General features: G+C 71.9%; 14 protein-coding genes. 7 read left to right on the top strand and 7 right to left on the bottom strand.

Features of this window, described 5'->3' with window-relative positions; all coding sequences use genetic code 11:
• Window positions 1-8: 8 nt before the first annotated feature.
• A complete protein-coding gene (locus ACIRQP_RS28705; RefSeq protein ID WP_403894571.1) occupies window positions 9-1,964 on the bottom strand; it encodes a trypsin-like peptidase domain-containing protein in 1,956 nt (651 codons plus the stop codon).
• Window positions 1,961-2,365 (bottom strand): CU044_2847 family protein, encoded by a 405-nt coding sequence (locus ACIRQP_RS28700; protein WP_403894568.1) that lies wholly within the window; start codon window positions 2,363-2,365, stop codon window positions 1,961-1,963. Before ACIRQP_RS28700 ends, ACIRQP_RS28705 begins: the two co-directional genes overlap by 4 nt.
• Window positions 2,366-2,613: 248 nt before the next feature.
• Here ACIRQP_RS28700 and ACIRQP_RS28695 point away from each other — a divergent pair, with 248 nt between their 5' ends.
• Complete coding sequence (locus ACIRQP_RS28695; protein ID WP_403894566.1) at window positions 2,614-3,354, top strand: helix-turn-helix domain-containing protein; 741 nt, start codon at window positions 2,614-2,616, stop codon at window positions 3,352-3,354.
• Here ACIRQP_RS28695 and ACIRQP_RS28690 read toward each other — a convergent pair.
• Window positions 3,294-3,701 (bottom strand): VOC family protein, encoded by a 408-nt coding sequence (locus ACIRQP_RS28690; protein WP_403894563.1) that lies wholly within the window; start codon window positions 3,699-3,701, stop codon window positions 3,294-3,296. The two genes, ACIRQP_RS28695 and ACIRQP_RS28690, sit on opposite strands and share 61 nt — an antisense overlap.
• A gap of 150 nt (window positions 3,702-3,851) precedes the next feature.
• On the opposite strand from ACIRQP_RS28690, the gene ACIRQP_RS28685 reads away from it, so the two are divergent.
• On the top strand, window positions 3,852-4,706 hold the full coding sequence (locus ACIRQP_RS28685; RefSeq protein WP_403894711.1) for a response regulator transcription factor: 855 nt from the start codon (window positions 3,852-3,854) through the stop codon (window positions 4,704-4,706).
• Window positions 4,699-5,814: a sensor histidine kinase gene (locus ACIRQP_RS28680; protein ID WP_403894560.1), complete on the top strand. Its 1,116-nt coding sequence runs from the start codon at window positions 4,699-4,701 to the stop codon at window positions 5,812-5,814. The genes ACIRQP_RS28685 and ACIRQP_RS28680 overlap by 8 nt, the downstream gene beginning before the upstream one ends.
• A 94-nt stretch (window positions 5,815-5,908) precedes the next feature.
• Here ACIRQP_RS28680 and ACIRQP_RS28675 read toward each other — a convergent pair whose 3' ends face one another.
• Together ACIRQP_RS28675 and ACIRQP_RS28670 are read right to left on the bottom strand one after the other, a co-directional pair.
• Complete coding sequence (locus ACIRQP_RS28675; RefSeq protein ID WP_403894557.1) at window positions 5,909-6,799, bottom strand: S1 family peptidase; 891 nt, start codon at window positions 6,797-6,799, stop codon at window positions 5,909-5,911.
• A gap of 777 nt (window positions 6,800-7,576) precedes the next feature.
• Window positions 7,577-8,743 (bottom strand): serine hydrolase domain-containing protein, encoded by a 1,167-nt coding sequence (locus ACIRQP_RS28670; protein ID WP_403894554.1) that lies wholly within the window; start codon window positions 8,741-8,743, stop codon window positions 7,577-7,579.
• A 316-nt stretch (window positions 8,744-9,059) separates the two neighbouring features.
• Between ACIRQP_RS28670 and ACIRQP_RS28665 the strand changes: the two genes are divergently transcribed.
• Both ACIRQP_RS28665 and ACIRQP_RS28660 read left to right on the top strand, forming a co-directional pair.
• Window positions 9,060-9,383, top strand: a complete 324-nt coding sequence (locus ACIRQP_RS28665) for a plasmid stabilization protein (protein WP_403894551.1) — start codon at window positions 9,060-9,062, stop codon at window positions 9,381-9,383.
• Window positions 9,384-10,290: 907 nt separating this feature from the next.
• Window positions 10,291-11,919, top strand: a complete 1,629-nt coding sequence (locus ACIRQP_RS28660) for a glycoside hydrolase family 13 protein (protein WP_403894708.1) — start codon at window positions 10,291-10,293, stop codon at window positions 11,917-11,919.
• Window positions 11,920-12,056: 137 nt separating this feature from the next.
• On the opposite strand, the gene ACIRQP_RS28655 is transcribed toward ACIRQP_RS28660, so the two are convergent.
• Both ACIRQP_RS28655 and clpX read right to left on the bottom strand, forming a co-directional pair.
• Window positions 12,057-13,052: a sporulation protein gene (locus tag ACIRQP_RS28655; RefSeq protein WP_403894548.1), complete on the bottom strand. Its 996-nt coding sequence runs from the start codon at window positions 13,050-13,052 to the stop codon at window positions 12,057-12,059.
• Window positions 13,053-13,169: 117 nt separating this feature from the next.
• Window positions 13,170-14,462 carry an ATP-dependent Clp protease ATP-binding subunit ClpX gene (clpX, locus tag ACIRQP_RS28650; protein WP_403894545.1) on the bottom strand — a complete coding sequence of 431 codons (1,293 nt, stop codon included), beginning with the start codon at window positions 14,460-14,462 and terminating at the stop codon, window positions 13,170-13,172.
• A 122-nt stretch (window positions 14,463-14,584) separates the two neighbouring features.
• Between clpX and ACIRQP_RS28645 the strand changes: the two genes are divergently transcribed.
• Together ACIRQP_RS28645 and rsgA are read left to right on the top strand one after the other, a co-directional pair.
• Window positions 14,585-15,802 carry a TetR/AcrR family transcriptional regulator gene (locus ACIRQP_RS28645; protein ID WP_403894542.1) on the top strand — a complete coding sequence of 406 codons (1,218 nt, stop codon included), beginning with the start codon at window positions 14,585-14,587 and terminating at the stop codon, window positions 15,800-15,802.
• Between the two features lie 266 nt (window positions 15,803-16,068).
• Entirely contained in the window at window positions 16,069-17,175 is a 1,107-nt protein-coding gene (gene rsgA / locus ACIRQP_RS28640) for a ribosome small subunit-dependent GTPase A (RefSeq protein WP_403894539.1), read from the top strand.
• Window positions 17,176-17,242 lie beyond the last annotated feature (67 nt).

The following is a 17,242-nucleotide window of genomic DNA, read 5'->3' as shown; positions in this document are numbered from 1 at the left end:
GCTGCGGCTCAGCCGACCGGCGAATGGCTCAGTGGGGGCACGTCGGGGAACCACCGCGGATCCTCCCAGACGAAGGAGAGGCCGGCGGCCCAGTGCGGCTCGGGCCCGTCATGGCCGAAGGCGCTCTTGCGCAGTTCGAAGATCCGCTCGGGCAGATCGCCGGGCGGCAGTACGGAGAGCTGGTCGGCCAGCGCGTTCAGGAACTCGGTGCCCCGGCAGGAGTCGCCGCAGGCCGCCCCGCCGGCGCAGCCCGTGCGCGGCCACAGCACGATCGGGGCCGGGGCGTCCAGTACCGCGGTGTGCAGCCGGTCACCCTTGCTCCTCGGCGGTCTGGTCAGCCCCACCGGACCCAGCACGTCCTGGAGTTGCACGGTCAGCAGCTCGGGCCGCGCGGAGCCCGCGCAGCTGATCGGGTGGACGGGCGAGCCGGGCTGCCGGTCGAGTACGTCCCACATCTTCTTCAGCCGGAACTGGAGCCGTTTGCTGCCCCGCCGGTCGTGATCCATCACCACCACCGGCGCGACACACCCCAGCGGTGTGTTCATCCCCTTGCGCGCCGTCCACTGGTCGACCGGCTTGTTGAGCCAGGCGCGCGGCAGGGCGAACGCGATCAGTTCTCTTCCCTCGGTGTCGATCTCGGCGAACGCGTCGTCGATACGGTCCAGCACCCAGGCCCGGACCTTGCCCTCCGCCAGCCGCTCTTCACCGACCAGCCGCCGTCCGCCGTCGCGGTACGCGGACACCTCGACCAGCAGCGAGCCGCGGTCGGCCCCGCTGCGCTTGATCTCGACGAGGATCGGCGACCAGCGGCGGGTGGCGGGGCGCACGGGCGGCGTCGCGACGGCCGGTCCCGGGACCGCCGCCACGGCCGGGGTGGTCGCGTACGGGGCCGCACCGTACGGCGCGGCGTGCTCGGCCGCGTACGGTACCGCGTTCGGGGCGCAGTGCTCGGCCGCGTACAGCGTCGGTGGCGCGTAGCCCATGGTCCCCACAGCCGCGTGGCTCCCGGCGGGCGGTGCCACGGGAGGCGGATCGTGCCGCGCGCGGTGCGTGCGGGACCAGTCGCGCAGCTCCGCGCCCAGCGTCTCGTCGCCGACCAGCCCGGCCAGCCGTACCGTGAGCTCGGCGAGCGGCAGCGCCCCCGGCCCCGGCCGTCCGGCCTCCGACAGCAGATACCAGACCGCCTCCCAGAGGCTGCCCGGCTCACCGGGCGGCGGCTCCACGCCCAGCGGCCCGGCGGCGGTGCGCAGCAGTCTGCCGAGGGCACCGGCGAGCGCGGGGGAGCCGGAGGGGGCGCGGGAGCCGGAGGGGGCGACGCGGGCCACCAGTTCGCGCAGCGACCGCTTCTCCTCCGCCGGATAGCCGGGGGTGGGGACGAGATCGGCGAGCGGCGCCCAGTGCCGGGCGAGGATCCGCGCCGGGATCATCCGGCTGGTGTGGCTCACCGGATCGTGCGAGACGACCATCCCGGCCACCGCGCCGGTGCCCTCCAGCATCACGGCGGCGCCGCTGAACCCGTGGTCGGTCTCCTGCCCGTACCCCCGCCAGCCTCCCAGCTGCGCCCACTCGTCGCGGATCAACTGGCTGGAGATGGCGCGTAATTCGCTCTGCACGCCCTCCTGGTCGTATCCGTAGGGGAAGCCGTACGCCACCAGCTTCGGCGCGGGCGAGGCGTACGGCGCGTCGAGCGGGGCGAAGGACGCGGGGGCGAGGCCCGCCGGCCGGTCCAGCTCCAGAACGGCGAGATCGCCCGGATCACGGTCCCCGCCCGCCCAGGCGTGCCCCCGTACGACGACCCGGGCCGGTACGGGGGCGAGCCCCGGCGCGCCGGGGAAGACCACCGAGGCCCGGTCGCCCGTCACCACATGGGCGCACGTCAGCACGGTACGGCCGGAGACGAGGAAGCCGGAGCCCACCGCCCCGTCGGCGTCGATCCTGGCGTGCCAGGCCGGGGAGCGTGTCACCGGCCCGCCGTTCCCGGACTCCCCGTCGTTCCCGGGCTGCCCGTCGATCCGGAGCCTCCGGCGACCGCCGGGTCCGCGACCGTGCCCGGCTCACCGGTCGTGCCCGGGTTCCAGGAGAGTTTGACCGTCATATGGCCCTCGGCCGAGGTCTTGGCGATCACCGCCCCGGCCTCCGCCACCAGCTTCACTCCGAACTCAAGCTCCACACCGTCCGGTTTGAGCGAGCCGTCCCGGAACACCGCGAGGGCGGATTCAGCGGCCGAGCGGATCCCCTGGAGCGCCTCGCCGAAGGTATGGCCCGCCTGCGCGAGGGAGTTGCCGCGTGCGACCGGTCTGGCGCCCGGCGTGTCACGGTCGACCTCCACCACCACGGTGGCACCGCTGTCGGTCGTGAACTCCATCAGTGCCGTCATCGTCGCCCCCGCGATCGGAAAAGTACAACGTCCTACCGGACCTGCCCGACGCCCATTCTGGATCAATGGCCCACTTCCCGGCGAGGCTTTAGGGCGTTTCGTTTGGTTCGGGCCGGATCGGGGAGCGGTGCCGGCGCACGCGAGCCCGGCGACGCGGCGAGCACGCGTGCCGGGCGCCGCGTGCCGGGCGTCGCGTGCCAGACGGGATCTGTCGGACAGGGCCTAACCTGATCCGTATGTACGAGGAACGGGCATCGCGGCTGGACGGTGCGTTCGTCTGGACGCGGACGGCGCGGGCCGACGACGGCTCCCCTCCCTATCCCGTGCTGCCGGACGGCTGTATGGACCTGCTGTGGATCGGCGGCAGACTGCTGGTCGCGGGGCCGGACACCCGCGCGTACGCCCCCGAGGGGATCGCCGGGCTGTACTGCGCCGGAGTGCGCTTCGCGCCCGGGACCGCGCCGGCGCTGCTCGGCGTCCCGGCGCACGAGCTGCGCGACCGGCGGGTGGAGCTGGCCGATCTGTGGTCGCCGGCCGAGGTGCGCCGGCTGACGGCCCGGCTGGCGGCGGCTGCGGACCCGGTGGCCGCCCTGGAGGCCGTCGCGCTGCGCCGGGCCGCCGCGACGGGAGCGCCGGACCCGCTGCTCCGGGCGGTCGTCGACGCGCTGGAAGTGGGCCGTACGGTCGCCGCCACCGCCGACACCGTCGGCCTGGGCGCCCGGCAGCTGCACCGCCGCTCGCTGGATGCCTTCGGCTACGGGCCGAAGACCCTGGCCCGGGTGCTGCGGCTCCAGCGCGCGCTGACACTCGTACGGGCCGGAGCGCCGTTCACCGACGCGGCGCTCGCCGCGGGCTGCGCCGACCAGGCGCATCTCGCCCGGGAGACCCGCGAGCTGGCGGGGCTCACGCTCGGCGCCTACGCGGCGCTGGCGAACAGCGAGACCGCGCAGCCGTCCGGGTCGACCACCACCGCGTAACGCTGTCCCCAGACGGCGTCCCAGGGCTTGAGATGCCCGGTGTGCCCGGCCGCGACCAGCGCTTCGTAGGTGGCGTCCACCTCGGCGGGGCCGGCGCAGAGGAAGGCGAGTCCGATCCGCTCGCCGCCCCGCGGCCGGGTCCACCCCGGATCGTAGGAGCGGACGGTCTCCTCCGTGTCCCAGAGGATCCGCAGCCCGCTGGGCAGGGTGGCCTCGGCGTGGGCCGCGGTGTCGGCGTCGGCGGGGACGTCCACACCGAGCAGGCGGTAGAAGGCGAGCGAGGCGGCCATGTCGGAGACGACCAGGCCGACGGCGTCGAGTCGTGGTGTGCGTGGAACAGTAGTCATACGTCCACCGTAGGAGCGCGGGCCGGGCGGGTCTTGAACGAATCGGACGTCCGGGATCCATGGCCGTCATGGTGTCGGGCGTCATGGTTTCGTAAGAGGTGAGGGGCGGTGCACCGGTCACCGCCCGAGGAGACTGGACGTATGCACACCATCCTGGTCGTCGATGACGATCCGACCGTCGCCGAGGTCGTCACCGGCTATCTGGAGCGGGCCGGTTTCTCCGTGGACCGGGCGGCCGACGGCCCCGAGGCGCTGCGGCTCGCCGCCGCGGGCCCGCCCGCCCTGGTGGTACTCGATCTGATGCTGCCCGGTATGGACGGCCTGGAGGTGTGCCAGCGGCTGCGGGCCACCGCGCCCGTACCGGTGATCATGCTGACCGCGCGCGGCGACGAGGACGACCGGATCCTCGGGCTGGAGATAGGGGCGGACGACTATGTCACCAAACCCTTCAGCCCCCGGGAACTGGTGCTCCGGGTCGAGTCCGTACTGCGCCGCCACAGCGGTGACCAGGGGCGCGCGAGGGGGGCCGCGGAGCCCGAGCTGCGCCGGGCGGGTATCACCCTCGATCCGGCGGGCCGCCGCGCCACCAAGGACGGCAGGCCGCTCGCGCTCACGCTGCGCGAGTTCGATCTGCTCGCCCACCTCATGCGCCATCCCGGCGTGGCGATCGGCCGGGAGACGCTGATGCATGACGTCTGGGGCTGGGAGTTCGGTGATCTGTCGACGGTCACGGTGCATGTACGGCGGCTGCGCGGCAAGATCGAGGACGATCCGGCCAGGCCCCGGCTGATCCGGACGGTCTGGGGCGTCGGCTACCGCTTCGACGTACCGGCCGACGACCCGGCCCCGGTCCCCGGCCGGGTTTCGGTCCCGGCTTCCGTACCGGCGGCTTCCGTAGAGGCCGCGGCCGTATCCGTACCTGCACCGGTAGCCGCACCCGCACCGGTAGCCGCACCCGCGCCCGTACCCGCGCCCGTCGACGGGAGCCGAGGGCGCCGTGCGTGACATGGTGCTGATCGCTCTGCTGGCCTTTCTCGGCGCCGTTGCCGCCGGTCTGCTCGGCGCGCTGGTGCTGCGGTTGCTGCGGGACCGCTCGGTCGCCGTCGCGCTGACCGTCGTCGCCGCCGTCACCGTCACCGCCATGCTCGCGGGCACGCTGGTCGTCGCCCGCGCGATGTTCCTGTCCGCCCACGACCTCTCCGTCGTCACCACGGTCGTGGCGATGGCCGCGGTCGTCTCGCTGGCCACCGCGCTGCTGCTGGGACGCTGGGTGGTCGCCCGCAGCCACGATCTGGCGCTGGCCGCCCGCTCGTTCGGCGACGGCGGCAGCTTCGCCGCGCCCGATGGCGCCTCCACCGCCGAACTCGCCGCGCTGGGACGCGAGCTGGCGGCCACCAGCGCCAAACTGACCGCCTCCCGGGAGCGCGAACGGGCGTTGGAGACCTCCCGGCGCGAGCTGGTCGCCTGGATCTCGCACGATCTGCGTACGCCCCTCGCCGGACTGCGCGCCATGTCCGAGGCGCTGGAGGACGGCGTCGTCCAGGACCCGGACCGCTACTTCCGGCAGATCAGGGCCGAGGTGGAGCGGCTCAACTCGATGGTCGGCGATCTCTTCGAACTGTCCCGTATCCACGCCGGGGCGCTGGCGCTCGCCCCGACCCGGATGTCGGCGTACGACCTGGTCGGCGAGGCCCTCGCGGGCGCCGATCCGCTGGCCAGGGAGCACGGGGTACGGCTGGTCGGGGGCCGGGTGGAGGCCGTACCGGTCGAGGTGGACGGCAAGGAGATGACCCGCGTCCTCGCCAATCTCCTGGTCAACGCCATCCACCGGACCCCGGCGGACGGCACGGTCGCGGTGGCCGCCGAGCGGCGCGCGGACTCCGTGGTCCTCTCCGTGACGGACGGCTGCGGTGGTATCCCGGCCGAGGATCTGCCGCGGGTCTTCGACACCGGCTGGCGTGGCACCCAGGCGCGTACCCCGCCCGCGGGCGCGGGCCTAGGTCTGGCGATCGTCCGGGGCATCGTGGAGGCGCACGAGGGCCGGGCCGAGGTGCGCAATGTGACGGGCGGCTGCCGGTTCGAGGTCACGCTGCCCGCGGCGGCCACCGGCTGACACCGGCACGGTACGGGACCGCGTAACGGGACACGCCATGACGGGCCGCGCACCAGGTGCGCGGCCCGCCGGGCAGTCCGAGGGAGGGTGTCGCTTAGAAGACGCTGACGCCGTAGGCGTTGAGGGCCTCGACGACCGGCTGGAAGAACGTGGTGCCACCGGAGGAGCAGTTGCCGCTGCCGCCCGAGGTCAGGCCCAGCGCCGTGCTGCCGGCGAAGAGCGCGCCGCCGCTGTCACCGGGCTCGGCGCAGACGTTGGTCTGGATCATGCCGTAGACGATGTCGCCGCCACCGTAGTTGACGGTCGCGTTGAGGCCGGTGACCGAACCGCTGTGGACACCGGTGGTCGAGCCGCTGCGCCGGACGCTCTGGCCGACCGAGGGGTTCGCGGCGGAGGTGATGTCCTGGTACGAGCCGTTGTACAGGTAGACCCGGCCGTCGGCCGCAGCCGAGTTGGAGTGGCGGATGAGGCCGTAGTCGTTGGTCGGGAAGCTCGTACCGGCCCTGGTACCGATGTTCCAGGAGCTGCCGATGTTGGTGCAGTGTCCGGCGGTCACCGCGTAGTACGTCGAGCCGCTGCGGACGTTGAAGCCGAGGGAACAGCGGCTTCCGCTGGTGGTGATGGCCTCGCCGCCGGCGATGAGCTTGTTGATCTTGCCGGGGGTGTGCTTGACCGTGACGCCCGCGGCGTCGCCCACGGAGTCCTTGATCGTGGCTATCTCCGAGGCCGTGACCGTGCTGTCGACGGTGAGGACGATCTTGCCGGAGGCCTTGTCCGTGTACCAGGCCGTGCCGGCGACGTCCGCGTCGGCGATGGCGGTGCTCGCGCTGGCGAGCTGCGCCGCGCTCGGCTGGGGGGCCGGGGCGGGAGCAGCGACGGCCGCCGGGGCGGCAAGCGCGACGGCGGTCACCAGACCGGAGGCGGCGGCGAGGAGCCGAGCTCGTCTGGAAACCGAGCCGAGGGGGGAGAAGCGCTTGAAGGTCACAAAATCCTCCATTGGTGGGGGAAACGCGTGGCCCGTTGGGTGAGCGGGCCGCTGGGGGTGCGATCGTCCATGGCTATTCGGTTTTAGCCGTGGACCTGTCAACCGCACTTCCGAATCGTTGACTCCGTTTGCTTTTGAAGCAAGGCCGACTTCTGGACCGACGACGTGGATCGACCGTCGGCGGCCCGAGCGCCCCCGAAGTTCCGGGACGGACCGCCCTGTTGGCCGGTTTCACCGGCCCGGCGGACGGCGATGCGTGAGCTGCTGCAAAGCCTGTGCCGACGGCAAAGCACCGGCAAATATCCGTCAAGGCACACGCCAGGCAGGGGGTTTGTCTCCTGATGTCATTCGGCCACGCGAAGATCCGTCACAAACACACATGCTTCACCGAGGGTGGTGGATGTATGACGCAGTGGCTTCAAGTTACCGGCGGGAAGAGAGTGATCGCTCTCATCTATGCGCGTCCGTCGCCCGTTTATGCGCCGTACCACCGAATTGCCCTCGTGTTGATCATGGCTGAATGTAATCGGTACGGGCGTGGAACGGGTGTGCAACAGCCCGAGACAGTACGGGGATTCGACCGGCAGGGCGCTCTTGCGCACCCGTGTGGCGTGTGCTGCGGATGGGGCGGGGGCGACGGCCGTGCGGCCCCTCGGGCGAGCCGGGCGAATCCAGGGACCGCCGAGAACCGCCGAGGGACCGCCGAGAACCGCCGAGGCGCCGCCGAGGGGGCCGTTGAGGGACCTCCCGCGTCCGCCGAGGGGGCTGTGGCGCGGGCTACAGCGCGCTGTACAACGCGTCGATCAGCGCCATCTTGCGTGGATCGTCGGCGATGTGCGACCCCATCCGGTTCATGACGTAACCCATGCTGATGCCCGCCTCCGGATCCGCGAGTCCGCAGGAACCGCCGAAGCCGTCATGGCCCACCGCCCGGGGATTGGGGCCGTACGAGCCGTTGAGTCCGCTCAGCCAGAGCCCGAGGCCGATCTCCGTGTCATGGGCGAAGCCCGCCCCGAGCACCAGGTCCCGGCAGCCGCCCTGGCCCTCGCGGATCCGCTCGACGGTCTCCGGGGAGAGCACCCGGTGCTCGCCCAGGCGCCCGCGCCCGGCCACGATCCCGTACAGCGCGGCGACCGCGCGGGCCGTGCCGTGCCCATTGGCGGCGGGGATCTCGGCGGCGCGCCACGCGGCCGTGTTGGCCTCGGCGGCCCCTGTCGCCGGGTTGCCCAGGGTCGCGAGCGCGACCGGCTCCAACTGGGCGAATGCGGCGGCCCGTTCGCTGGTGAGTGGGGCGCGCGGATGCACCAGCTCGGCGGCGCGGGCGGTCTCCTTCTCCGGCAGCCCGATGGTGAAGTCGATCCCGAGCGGCCCGGTCACCTCCCGGTGCAGGAACTCGCCCGGCAGCAGGCCCGTGACGCGTCTGACCACCTCGCCGACCAGGAAGCCGTAGGTGATGGCGTGATAGCCGGACCGGGTGCCCGGCTCCCACCAGGGCTCCGTCGCGGCCAGCCGTGACGTGGTCAACTCCCAGTCGTAGAGCTGCTCGACGGAGTGCGGCTCGCGCAGTCCCGCCAGTCCCGCGCGGTGCGCGAGCAGATGCCGCACGAGCACGGCCTCCTTGCCCGCGGCGGCGAACTCGGGCCAGTACGCGGCGACCGGCGCGTCCGGGTCGAGCAGCCCGCGGTCGATCAGCAGATGCGCGCACAGGGCTGTCGGACCCTTGGTCGTCGACCAGACATTGACCAGGGTCTCGCGCTCCCACGGCCGGGTCCGCGCGCCGTCGGCCCACCCCGCCCATAGGTCGACGACCGTCTCGCCGCCGGCCAGTACGGTCACGCCCGCGCCCAGTTCGTCGCGCTCCTCGAAGTTCCGCTCGAACGCGGCGCGCACGGCGGCGAACCGCTCGTCGCAGTGCCCCTGTATTCGCGGTACGCGTGGTGTCATCTGGCCCCTCCGTCGCCCGGGGCGGGCCGGGTGGCCCGCTTGCCGATCTGGTTGCCGGAAACGTACCGACTGGTCGGACCGGCGGGAAGACGCGGGAAGACCCGGGACGGCGCCGGACGGCGCCGGACGGCGCCGGACGGCGCCGGACAGTATCGGGCAGCGCCGGACGGAACGTCTTTTCCGCGGCGGGGCCGGTGAGGAGACCCGTACGGCCGCGCGCGTGCCATCGCCATCAAGTTGCCGGTCCCGAAGGGGGGTAGGAGGGTGACCTCAAGAGCACTATCCGCCATAAAACGGACCATGAGGAGTGATCCACATGCCACGAGGTTCCAGCCCCAAACGTGAGCGCCAGTACGAACACATCAAGGACAGTGTGCGAAAGCGCGGCGAGAGCGCGATGCGGTCGGAGGAGATCGCCGCGCGTACCGTGAACAAGGAACGGGCCCGTGCGGGGGAGTCCCAGACGGCAAGCAAGACGTCGACCGAGGACATGTCGTCCTCCAGGCGCGGCGGGCAGCGCTCGCACAGCGGAGCCGCGGGGCCGACGTACGACCAGCTCTACGCCGAGGCGCAGCGCCGCAATGTCCACGGCCGCTCGTCCATGAACAAGGCCGAGCTGATGCGCGAACTGGGCCGCTGACCCGCTCGCGATCCGCTTCACCGGCAGTCGGTCATGGTCTTCCGCTGCCGGGACGGCGGCGCTCGGTGAGGATCGTCAGCAGCTCCAGGGTCAGCTCCGGGGCCGCGGCGCGGCGAGTTCCGTGCGTACGGCGTGGCCTGCCGCCGTGGCCCGCCGTGCGTCCAGGGCCGCGTTCGGCGTGACCGGATCCGTCTCGGTCCTGCGGAGCGCGGCCGGGGGGCCTCCGCTTCGATGCACGCGGGTCGCCGTGCCGCTGGTCGCCGGACGACCGGGCGAAGGACCCGCCCCGTGAATCCCGTGCCCCCCCGCGACCCCGCGCCCCCACGCGGCCGCTGTCGTCTCTGTCCCCGTTGTCTCCGCGAGCCCGGCGCCCCGCCTGGAACATCCGGCGCCCCGGCCCCATCTCTGACGGACCGCACCCGACCCTCCCGCCGCATCAGGCGCCGGCCGAGCCGGTGGACACCCCGCGCGGGCGCCGGAGGTTCGGCCTCCTCGTCGCGACGGGCCGCGAGGAGATCGAGATCGTCCACCCGTCCGCGAGCCGGACCGACTTCGATTCCGTACGTCATCTGGCCGAGAGACGGGCAACGGGCCACTGTCGCCGTTCGCCGCCGCGGGCCGGGACACCTCCGTGGACACCTCCGTACTCACCGCGTCCGTGCGCGCGGTGCCGGCGGTGGTCAACCGCGCGCTGAGCCGTCCGGTGCGGTGAAGGGATGATCGCACCGCACCACTACAGTTTCAGCGCCCCCTCAGCCCAGCACGAGAGGTATCAGTGACTCAGCACGCGTTCCCGGACGGCAATGGCGACGGCGACGGAAGCGGCAACGGCCACGGCTACGGCGGGAGAGACCACGGCGGGAGAGACCACGGGCGCGACTGGTGGCGGGAGTCCGTCGTCTACCAGATCTACGTCCCCAGCTTCGCCGACGCCGACGGCGACGGAATGGGCGACCTCCGCGGGATCACCGACCGGCTCGGCCATGTCGCCGAACTCGGCGCGGACGCCGTCTGGCTCACGCCGTTCTACCGCTCCCCACTGGCCGACGGAGGCTATGACGTCGCCGACTACCGGGACGTCGACCCGCGGCACGGCACCCTCGACGACTTCCGCGCGCTGCTCGGCCGGGCCCGCGCGCTCGGGCTCCGTACGATCGTCGACATTGTGCCGAACCACTGCTCCGACCAGCACCCCTGGTTCGCCGAGGCACTGGCGTCCGAGCCCGGCTCGGCCGCCCGTGACCGCTTCGTCTTCCGGGAGGGACGCGGCCCCGACGGCGCCGAGCCGCCCGCGGACTGGCAGTCGAAGTTCGGCGGCCCGGCCTGGACACGGGTCCCCGACGGCCAGTGGTACATGCATATCTTCGCGGCCGAGCAGCCCGATCTGAACTGGGAGAACCCCGACGTCACGGCGGAGTTCGAGAGCGTCCTGCGCTTCTGGCTGGACCTCGGGGTCGACGGCTTCCGTATCGATGTGGCGCATGGGCTGCGGAAGGACCTCACCGCGCCGCTGCGCGATACCCGGGGCGGTGACACCGCGCCCCTCAACTCCCCGCCCAGCGGCGAGAACCACCCCTTCTGGGACCGCGACGAGGTCCATGACATCTACCGCGTCTGGCGGAAGATCACCGACTCGTACGCCCCGCCCCGGATCATGGTCGCCGAGGCGGGTGTGAGCGCCGGCAGGCTGCCCCTCTACACCCGGCCCGACGAGTTGCACCAGGCGTTCAACTTCTTCCATCTGCGCTGCCCGTGGGACGCCGGTTCCTTCCGTGACGTCATCGACACCTCGCTCACCGGCGCGGCCTCGGCCGGGGCCCTGCCGACCTGGGTGCTCTCCAACCACGATGTGGTGCGCCACCGCACCCGGTACGCGCTGCCGGAGGGCATGGACGTCCGCGCCTGGCTGCGGACCGACGGCCGGGATCCGGAGCCCGACGACGCCCTGGGCGGCCGGCGGGCGCGGGCCGCCGCGCTGCTGACCCTGGCGCTGCCCGGTACGACGTACCACTACCAGGGCGAGGAACTGGGCCTGCCCGAGGTCGCCGATCTGCCGGCGGACGCGCTGCGCGACCCGATGTGGGAGCGCACGGGACACCGGGTGAAGGGCCGCGACGGCTGCCGCGTGCCGCTGCCGTGGACCACGGCCGGCTCCTCGTACGGCTTCGGCCCCGGCGGCAGCTGGCTGCCGCAGCCCGACGGCTGGGGCGGGTGGTCGGTGGAGGCCCAGTCCGGCAGGCCGGACTCCTTCCTGGAGCTGTACCGTACGGCGCTGTCCCTGCGCCGGGGCTTCCGCGGCGACGAGAGCTTCGCGTGGCTGCCGTCGGTCCCGGGCGAACTGGCCTTCAGGAAGGGCGCGGGCCTGGTCTGCCGGGTCAATCTCTCCGACGCGCCACTGCCGTTGACCCTGCCCGCCGGGGCGAAGCCGCTGCTGGCGAGCGGTGAACTGACGGCCGGCGCCGGGCAGAACGCCACCCTGCTGCCGCCGGACACGGCGGTCTGGCTGGACGCGAGGGAGATCCCCAGGGAGATCTGACGGGCCCTGCACAGGACTCGCGGTAACTCGCCGGAACTCGCCGGAACCTGGCGGGGCCGGGCCGACCGGCATGACACGCGGGGCGGCGGCCGTCGGCCACCGCCCCGCGTGTGTCCGCCCCGTCGGACGGCGGGCCGCTACTCGTCGCCGCCCTCGTCCTCCTCGCCCTCGTCCTCGAACGCGTCACCGATCTCGTCGACGACCTCGGCGGCCACCATGCCGCCGATCACACCTACCGCCACGCCCGCCGCGACACCGGCCACCACCGCTCCCGTACCGGGACCGGACCGATGCCCGCCGGAGTGGTGGTCGCCGTGGTGGTGGTCGCCGTGGTGTCCGCCGTAGTGGCCCGGCTGCGCGCCACGGCTGTCGACAAGTTGCTTGATCCACCTGTCGACCTCGGCGTTCCAGTCCACGTGCTGGACGTTGTGGTGCGAGACCGTGAACCGGTTGACCGTGTCGTGTCCGCCGGAGAACAGCCCGCCGCGCTTGTCGGCCTCGATGACGACGTCCATCCCGCCGGCGGTGGCGAGGAAGGTGACCTCGATCTCGTTCAGCACGTGCGCGTAGTGCGCCGGCGGGGTGAGTTCGAGCTCCTGGTAGAAGGGCAGCCGCTGGTCGGTGCCGTTGATCCGGCCCAGCTCCAGATCGGCCGATTTGAAACCCCAGCCGAGCTGTCCGAGGGCCTCCAGAACGGCCTCCTGGACCGGCAGGGGAGACACACTGAGCTGGTCGAGATCGCCCTTGTCCCGAGCCCCGGACACCGCCAGCTCGGTCCGTACGCCGAGTACCACGCCCAGCTGCTGGCCGTAGAGCTCGGTCACGGGCGTCTCCCACGGCAGGGTCAGCGTGAACGGAATCGTATGCTCCGACTCCTCCGCCAGCCGGAACCCGCCGGCGACGGTGACCCGGTCGAAGACGACCGTGCCCTCGCTCTCCTCGTCGTGTCCCTCGGCCTCCACACGGGCGACCAGGTCCAGCGTGATCTGCTCGATCTCCAGGTCCGTACGGCCGCCCCGCAGCAGCACCCGACCCGACAGCGGGCCGCCCGGCACGGCTGCCGAGCCGTCCAGCACTGTGTCGACCGAGGGGCCGCCGACACCGACGGCTCCGAGCAGTTTCTTGAACACCATCGTGGCGTCCACTCCTTCATAGGGGTGTTGAACGCCACCAGAACTACCCCAGAAGGTAAAGCGGTTCCCAAGAGGCCCACCGGCCGGGGCATTTTCAGCCACCGGGCCGACCGCGCGCTACGCGGAGCGGTTGCGGCGTTCCCTTGTGCGGGCGCGCTTCTCGCGCGGTACGAGTGTGGGGTTGACGTTGTCGAGCACGGTGTCGCGGTCGACCACGACCCGCGCCACGTCGTCCCGGCTCGGCACCTCGTACATCACATTGAGCAGCACCTCTTCGAGGATCGCGCGGGCCGCGCGGGCGCCGGTGCGACGCAACAGCGCCTGCTCGGCGATCGCGCCGATGGCGTCCTCGGTGAACTCCAGTTCCACGCCGTCGATTTCGAAGAGCCTCTGGTACTGCCTGATCAGCGCGTTGCGCGGCTCGGTGAGGATCCGCGACAACGCCGCCCGGTCCAGCGGCTGGACGGTCGTCACCATCGGGAGACGGCCGACGATCTCCGGGATCAGCCCGAACTTCAGCAGATCCTCGGGCATCACCTCGGCATAGACATCGCGCTGCTCCCGCTCCTCCTTGCCGGCGATCGTCGCGCCGAAGCCGATGCCCCCGCGGTCGGCCCGCTGCTCGACGATCCGCTCCAGCCCGGCGAAGGCGCCGCCGACGATGAACAGCACATTGGCGGTGTCGATCTGGATGAACTCCTGCTGCGGATGTTTCCGGCCGCCCTGGGGCGGTACGGAGGCGATGGTGCCCTCCAGGATCTTCAGCAGGGCCTGCTGGACGCCCTCGCCGGAGACATCGCGGGTGATCGACGGGTTCTCGCTCTTGCGGGCGACCTTGTCGATCTCGTCGATGTAGATGATCCCGGTCTCGGCCTTCTTGACGTCGTAGTCGGCCGCCTGGATCAGCTTCAGCAGGATGTTCTCGACATCCTCACCCACATACCCGGCCTCGGTGAGCGCGGTGGCGTCGGCGATCGCGAACGGCACGTCGAGCAGCCGGGCGAGCGTCTGGACCAGATAGGTCTTGCCGCAGCCGGTCGGACCGATCAACAGGATGTTGGACTTGCCGAGTTCGACCGGCTCGTCCGCGTGCGCGGCGTCCGCCCGCTCGTCCGTCCGGATGCGCTTGTAGTGGTTGTAGACCGCCACCGAGAGCGACATTTTGGCCTTCGTCTGACCGACGACATACTGGTCGAGAAAGGCATGGATCTCGCGCGGTTTCGGCAGCTCCCAGGGCCCGTCCCCGTACGCGTCGTCGAGCTCCTCCGCGATCAACTCATTGCAGAGCCCCACGCATTCGTCGCAGATGCAGACGGGACTCGGACCCGCGATGAGCTTCCTGACCTGCTTCTGGTTCTTCCCGCAGAAAGTGCACTTCAGCAGTTCGCCGCCGTCACCGATGTGTGCCACTGGGAAGCGTCTCCTCAACGGTTGTGCGGCGTTCGCATGGTTGGACCATATGACATCACCATCTGAGTGGTCACGGTATCTTGAAGCGGCACTGAACAGCAACGCGGGGACGAGTGAGGGCGATGGGCCGGCTCAGCAGAGCGGAGCTGCAGGAGCACAACCGCGCCAAGGTACTGGCCGCCGCCAGAGACGAGTTCGCGGAGCGCGGATTCAGGGACGCCAAGGTCGACGGTATCGCCGAACGCGCCGGACTGACACGCGGGGCGGTCTACTCCAACTTCCCCGGGAAAAGGGCCCTTTACTTCGCGGTCCTGGCCGGTCTCGCCGAGCGTGAGTCCATGTCCGACGCCGAGCTCTCATCCGAGCCCCTGCCCGAGTCCGTACCCGGGGCCGCACGTGGGACCGCACCCGAGGTCGTCGTCAGGACCACTCGTGAGGCGCTCGGCGCGCTCGCTCGCGCATGGGTCGCGCGGCTGCCGCTCGCCGACACCGACGAGGAACAGGGCCCGGCCCGGCTCGGTATGCATGTGATGCCCGAAGTCCTCGCCGAGGGGCGGATCCGGCGGCCCTTCGCACAGTTGATGAAGCTGGACGCGATCCTGCTCGGGCTGGCCCTTGAGCGCCTTCAGCCGTCCGAATGGCACGACGGGTCCGACGGGTCCGACGGGCACGACGCGCACGACGGGTCGGACGGGTCCGGCAGTCAGGTGCGCGTCGCGGAGGCCGCGCTCACCACCCTGCACGGCGCGAGTCGGCTCGCCGCCGTGGCGCCCGGCTTCGTGGAGCCCTTCAACGTCGTCAGCGCCGTCGAGCAGTTGGCCGGCCTCGTGCTGGACGACTGGTGGCCGCCCTCGCATGTGATCACCGAGGCATGGCCGACCGACGAGCCGTGGGACCCGCCGCGGGTGCGGGACGCGGTACGTGGCGGACCCGCGCGCCTCACGGACGACGGCGTGGTGGCGTTCCTCGGGCTGCACCGGATCGACGCCGTGGAAGAGGCGGTACGTGCCGCACCGGCCGGGGCCCGGATCACCGCCGTCCTCGTCACCGGCGACCCCGCGGAACTGGCACCACTGGCGCGGCTGACCGTCGCCGATCTCTGCAACTGTCTGCGCGAGGCGTTTCCGCCCTCGGCCTGGCCCCGGCTGCAAGTGGTGTTCGACGAGTCGGGCGCCTTCGCGGCGACGGCCGGCCTGCCCGCCGTCAGCGACGCGACCGAGGCCGCCGTACGGGTCGAGGCGGGCCGTATCGTCGCCCGCGCCGACGGTCGCGGCGCGTGCCACGCCGCGGCGTCCGCGGAGGTGGCGGCCCCGGCCGTATCGGCGGACGGGCCCGGATAAATATCTCGCGTCACCTCGCCCGGTACGTCTAGGGTGAGCGCCGTACGGCCGACCGCCGTCGTCGGCCGTCGCGTATCGGATCGGTCCGGTGCGGTGAGGTTCGGTTCGAGGAATCAGGAGGTGAGGACATTGATGACTGTCTCCACGCTGGGCGCTGCCCAGGAACAGAAGTTCATCAATCCCACCCCCGTGGTCTCCGGCTGACCTTCCTCTTTCTTTCTCGCGCCCACGCGCGCGCCGGGGCCACCCTTGTGAAGGGTTCCCCCTTGTCTTTCTCCTCTCTGCTGGCCTTCCCCACCTCACATCCGCTCGTCCCCTACGGCTGGGACGAGGGCTGGGAAGCCGAGTTCGCTCCGTATGCCGAACGCGGTCTGGTGCCCGGCCGTGTGGTGCGGGTCGACCGCGGCCAGTGTGATGTCGTCACCCCGTACGGACCGGTGCGGGCCGACACCGAGTTCGTGACGCCGCGTGATCCGCTGCGGGTGATCTGCACCGGCGACTGGGCCGCCGTCGACCCGGGCGGCGATCCCCGGTTCGTACGGGACTATCTGCCGCGGCGCACCGCGTTCGTACGGTCCACCGCCTCCACCCGGTCCGAGGGGCAGGTCCTCGCGGCCAATGTCGATCACGCGGTCATCGCGGTCTCCCTCGCCGTCGAACTCGACCTCGGGCGGGTCGAGCGCTTTCTCGCCCTCGGCTGGGAGAGCGGCGCCCTCCCGGTCATCGTGCTCACCAAGGCCGATCTCGTGAGTGACCCCGCCGTCCTCGGCCATCTCGTCGAGGACGTACGGAACACCGCGCCCGGAGTACAGGTGCTGACCGTCAGCTCGGCCACGGGGGAGGGGATCGATGTGCTCTCCGCCGTGCTGTCGGGCGGCACCAGCGTCCTCCTCGGTATCTCCGGGGCCGGGAAGTCGACCCTCGCCAACGCCCTCCTTGGGGACGAGGTGATGGAGGTGCGGGCCATCCGTGAGGTGGACGGGAAGGGGCGGCACACCACCACGACCCGCAATCTCCTCACCATGCCCGGGGGCGGTGTGCTCATCGACACTCCGGGGCTGCGCGGTGTCGGGCTGTGGGACGCCGAGACCGGGGTCGGGCAGGTCTTCTCGGAGATCGAGGGGCTCGCCGAGGAGTGCCGGTTCCACGACTGCGCGCATCTGGCGGAGCCCGGATGCGCCGTGCTCGCCGCGGTGGAGGACGGCTCGCTGTCCGTGCGGCGGCTGGAGAGCTACCGCAAGCTGCTGCGCGAGAACCAGCGCATCGTCGCCAAGACCGACGCCCGGCTGCGCGGCGAGATCCGGCGGGACTGGAAGCGCAAGGGCGCGGAGGGCCGCGCGGCCATGGAGGCCAAGCGCGGACGGATCCGGTAGCGCCGGGCCGGGGCGTATGGCTGTGCGCCTTACGCCGGCGTACAGCTGTGCGCCCCGGCAGCCCGTC

Origin of the sequence: Streptomyces sp. NPDC102274, assembly GCF_044766385.1 — a bacterium.
Lineage (GTDB): Bacteria > Actinomycetota > Actinomycetes > Streptomycetales > Streptomycetaceae > Streptomyces.
Note: the sequence above shows the minus strand (reverse complement) of the source record. Positions and strands in the feature narration are given on the sequence as shown.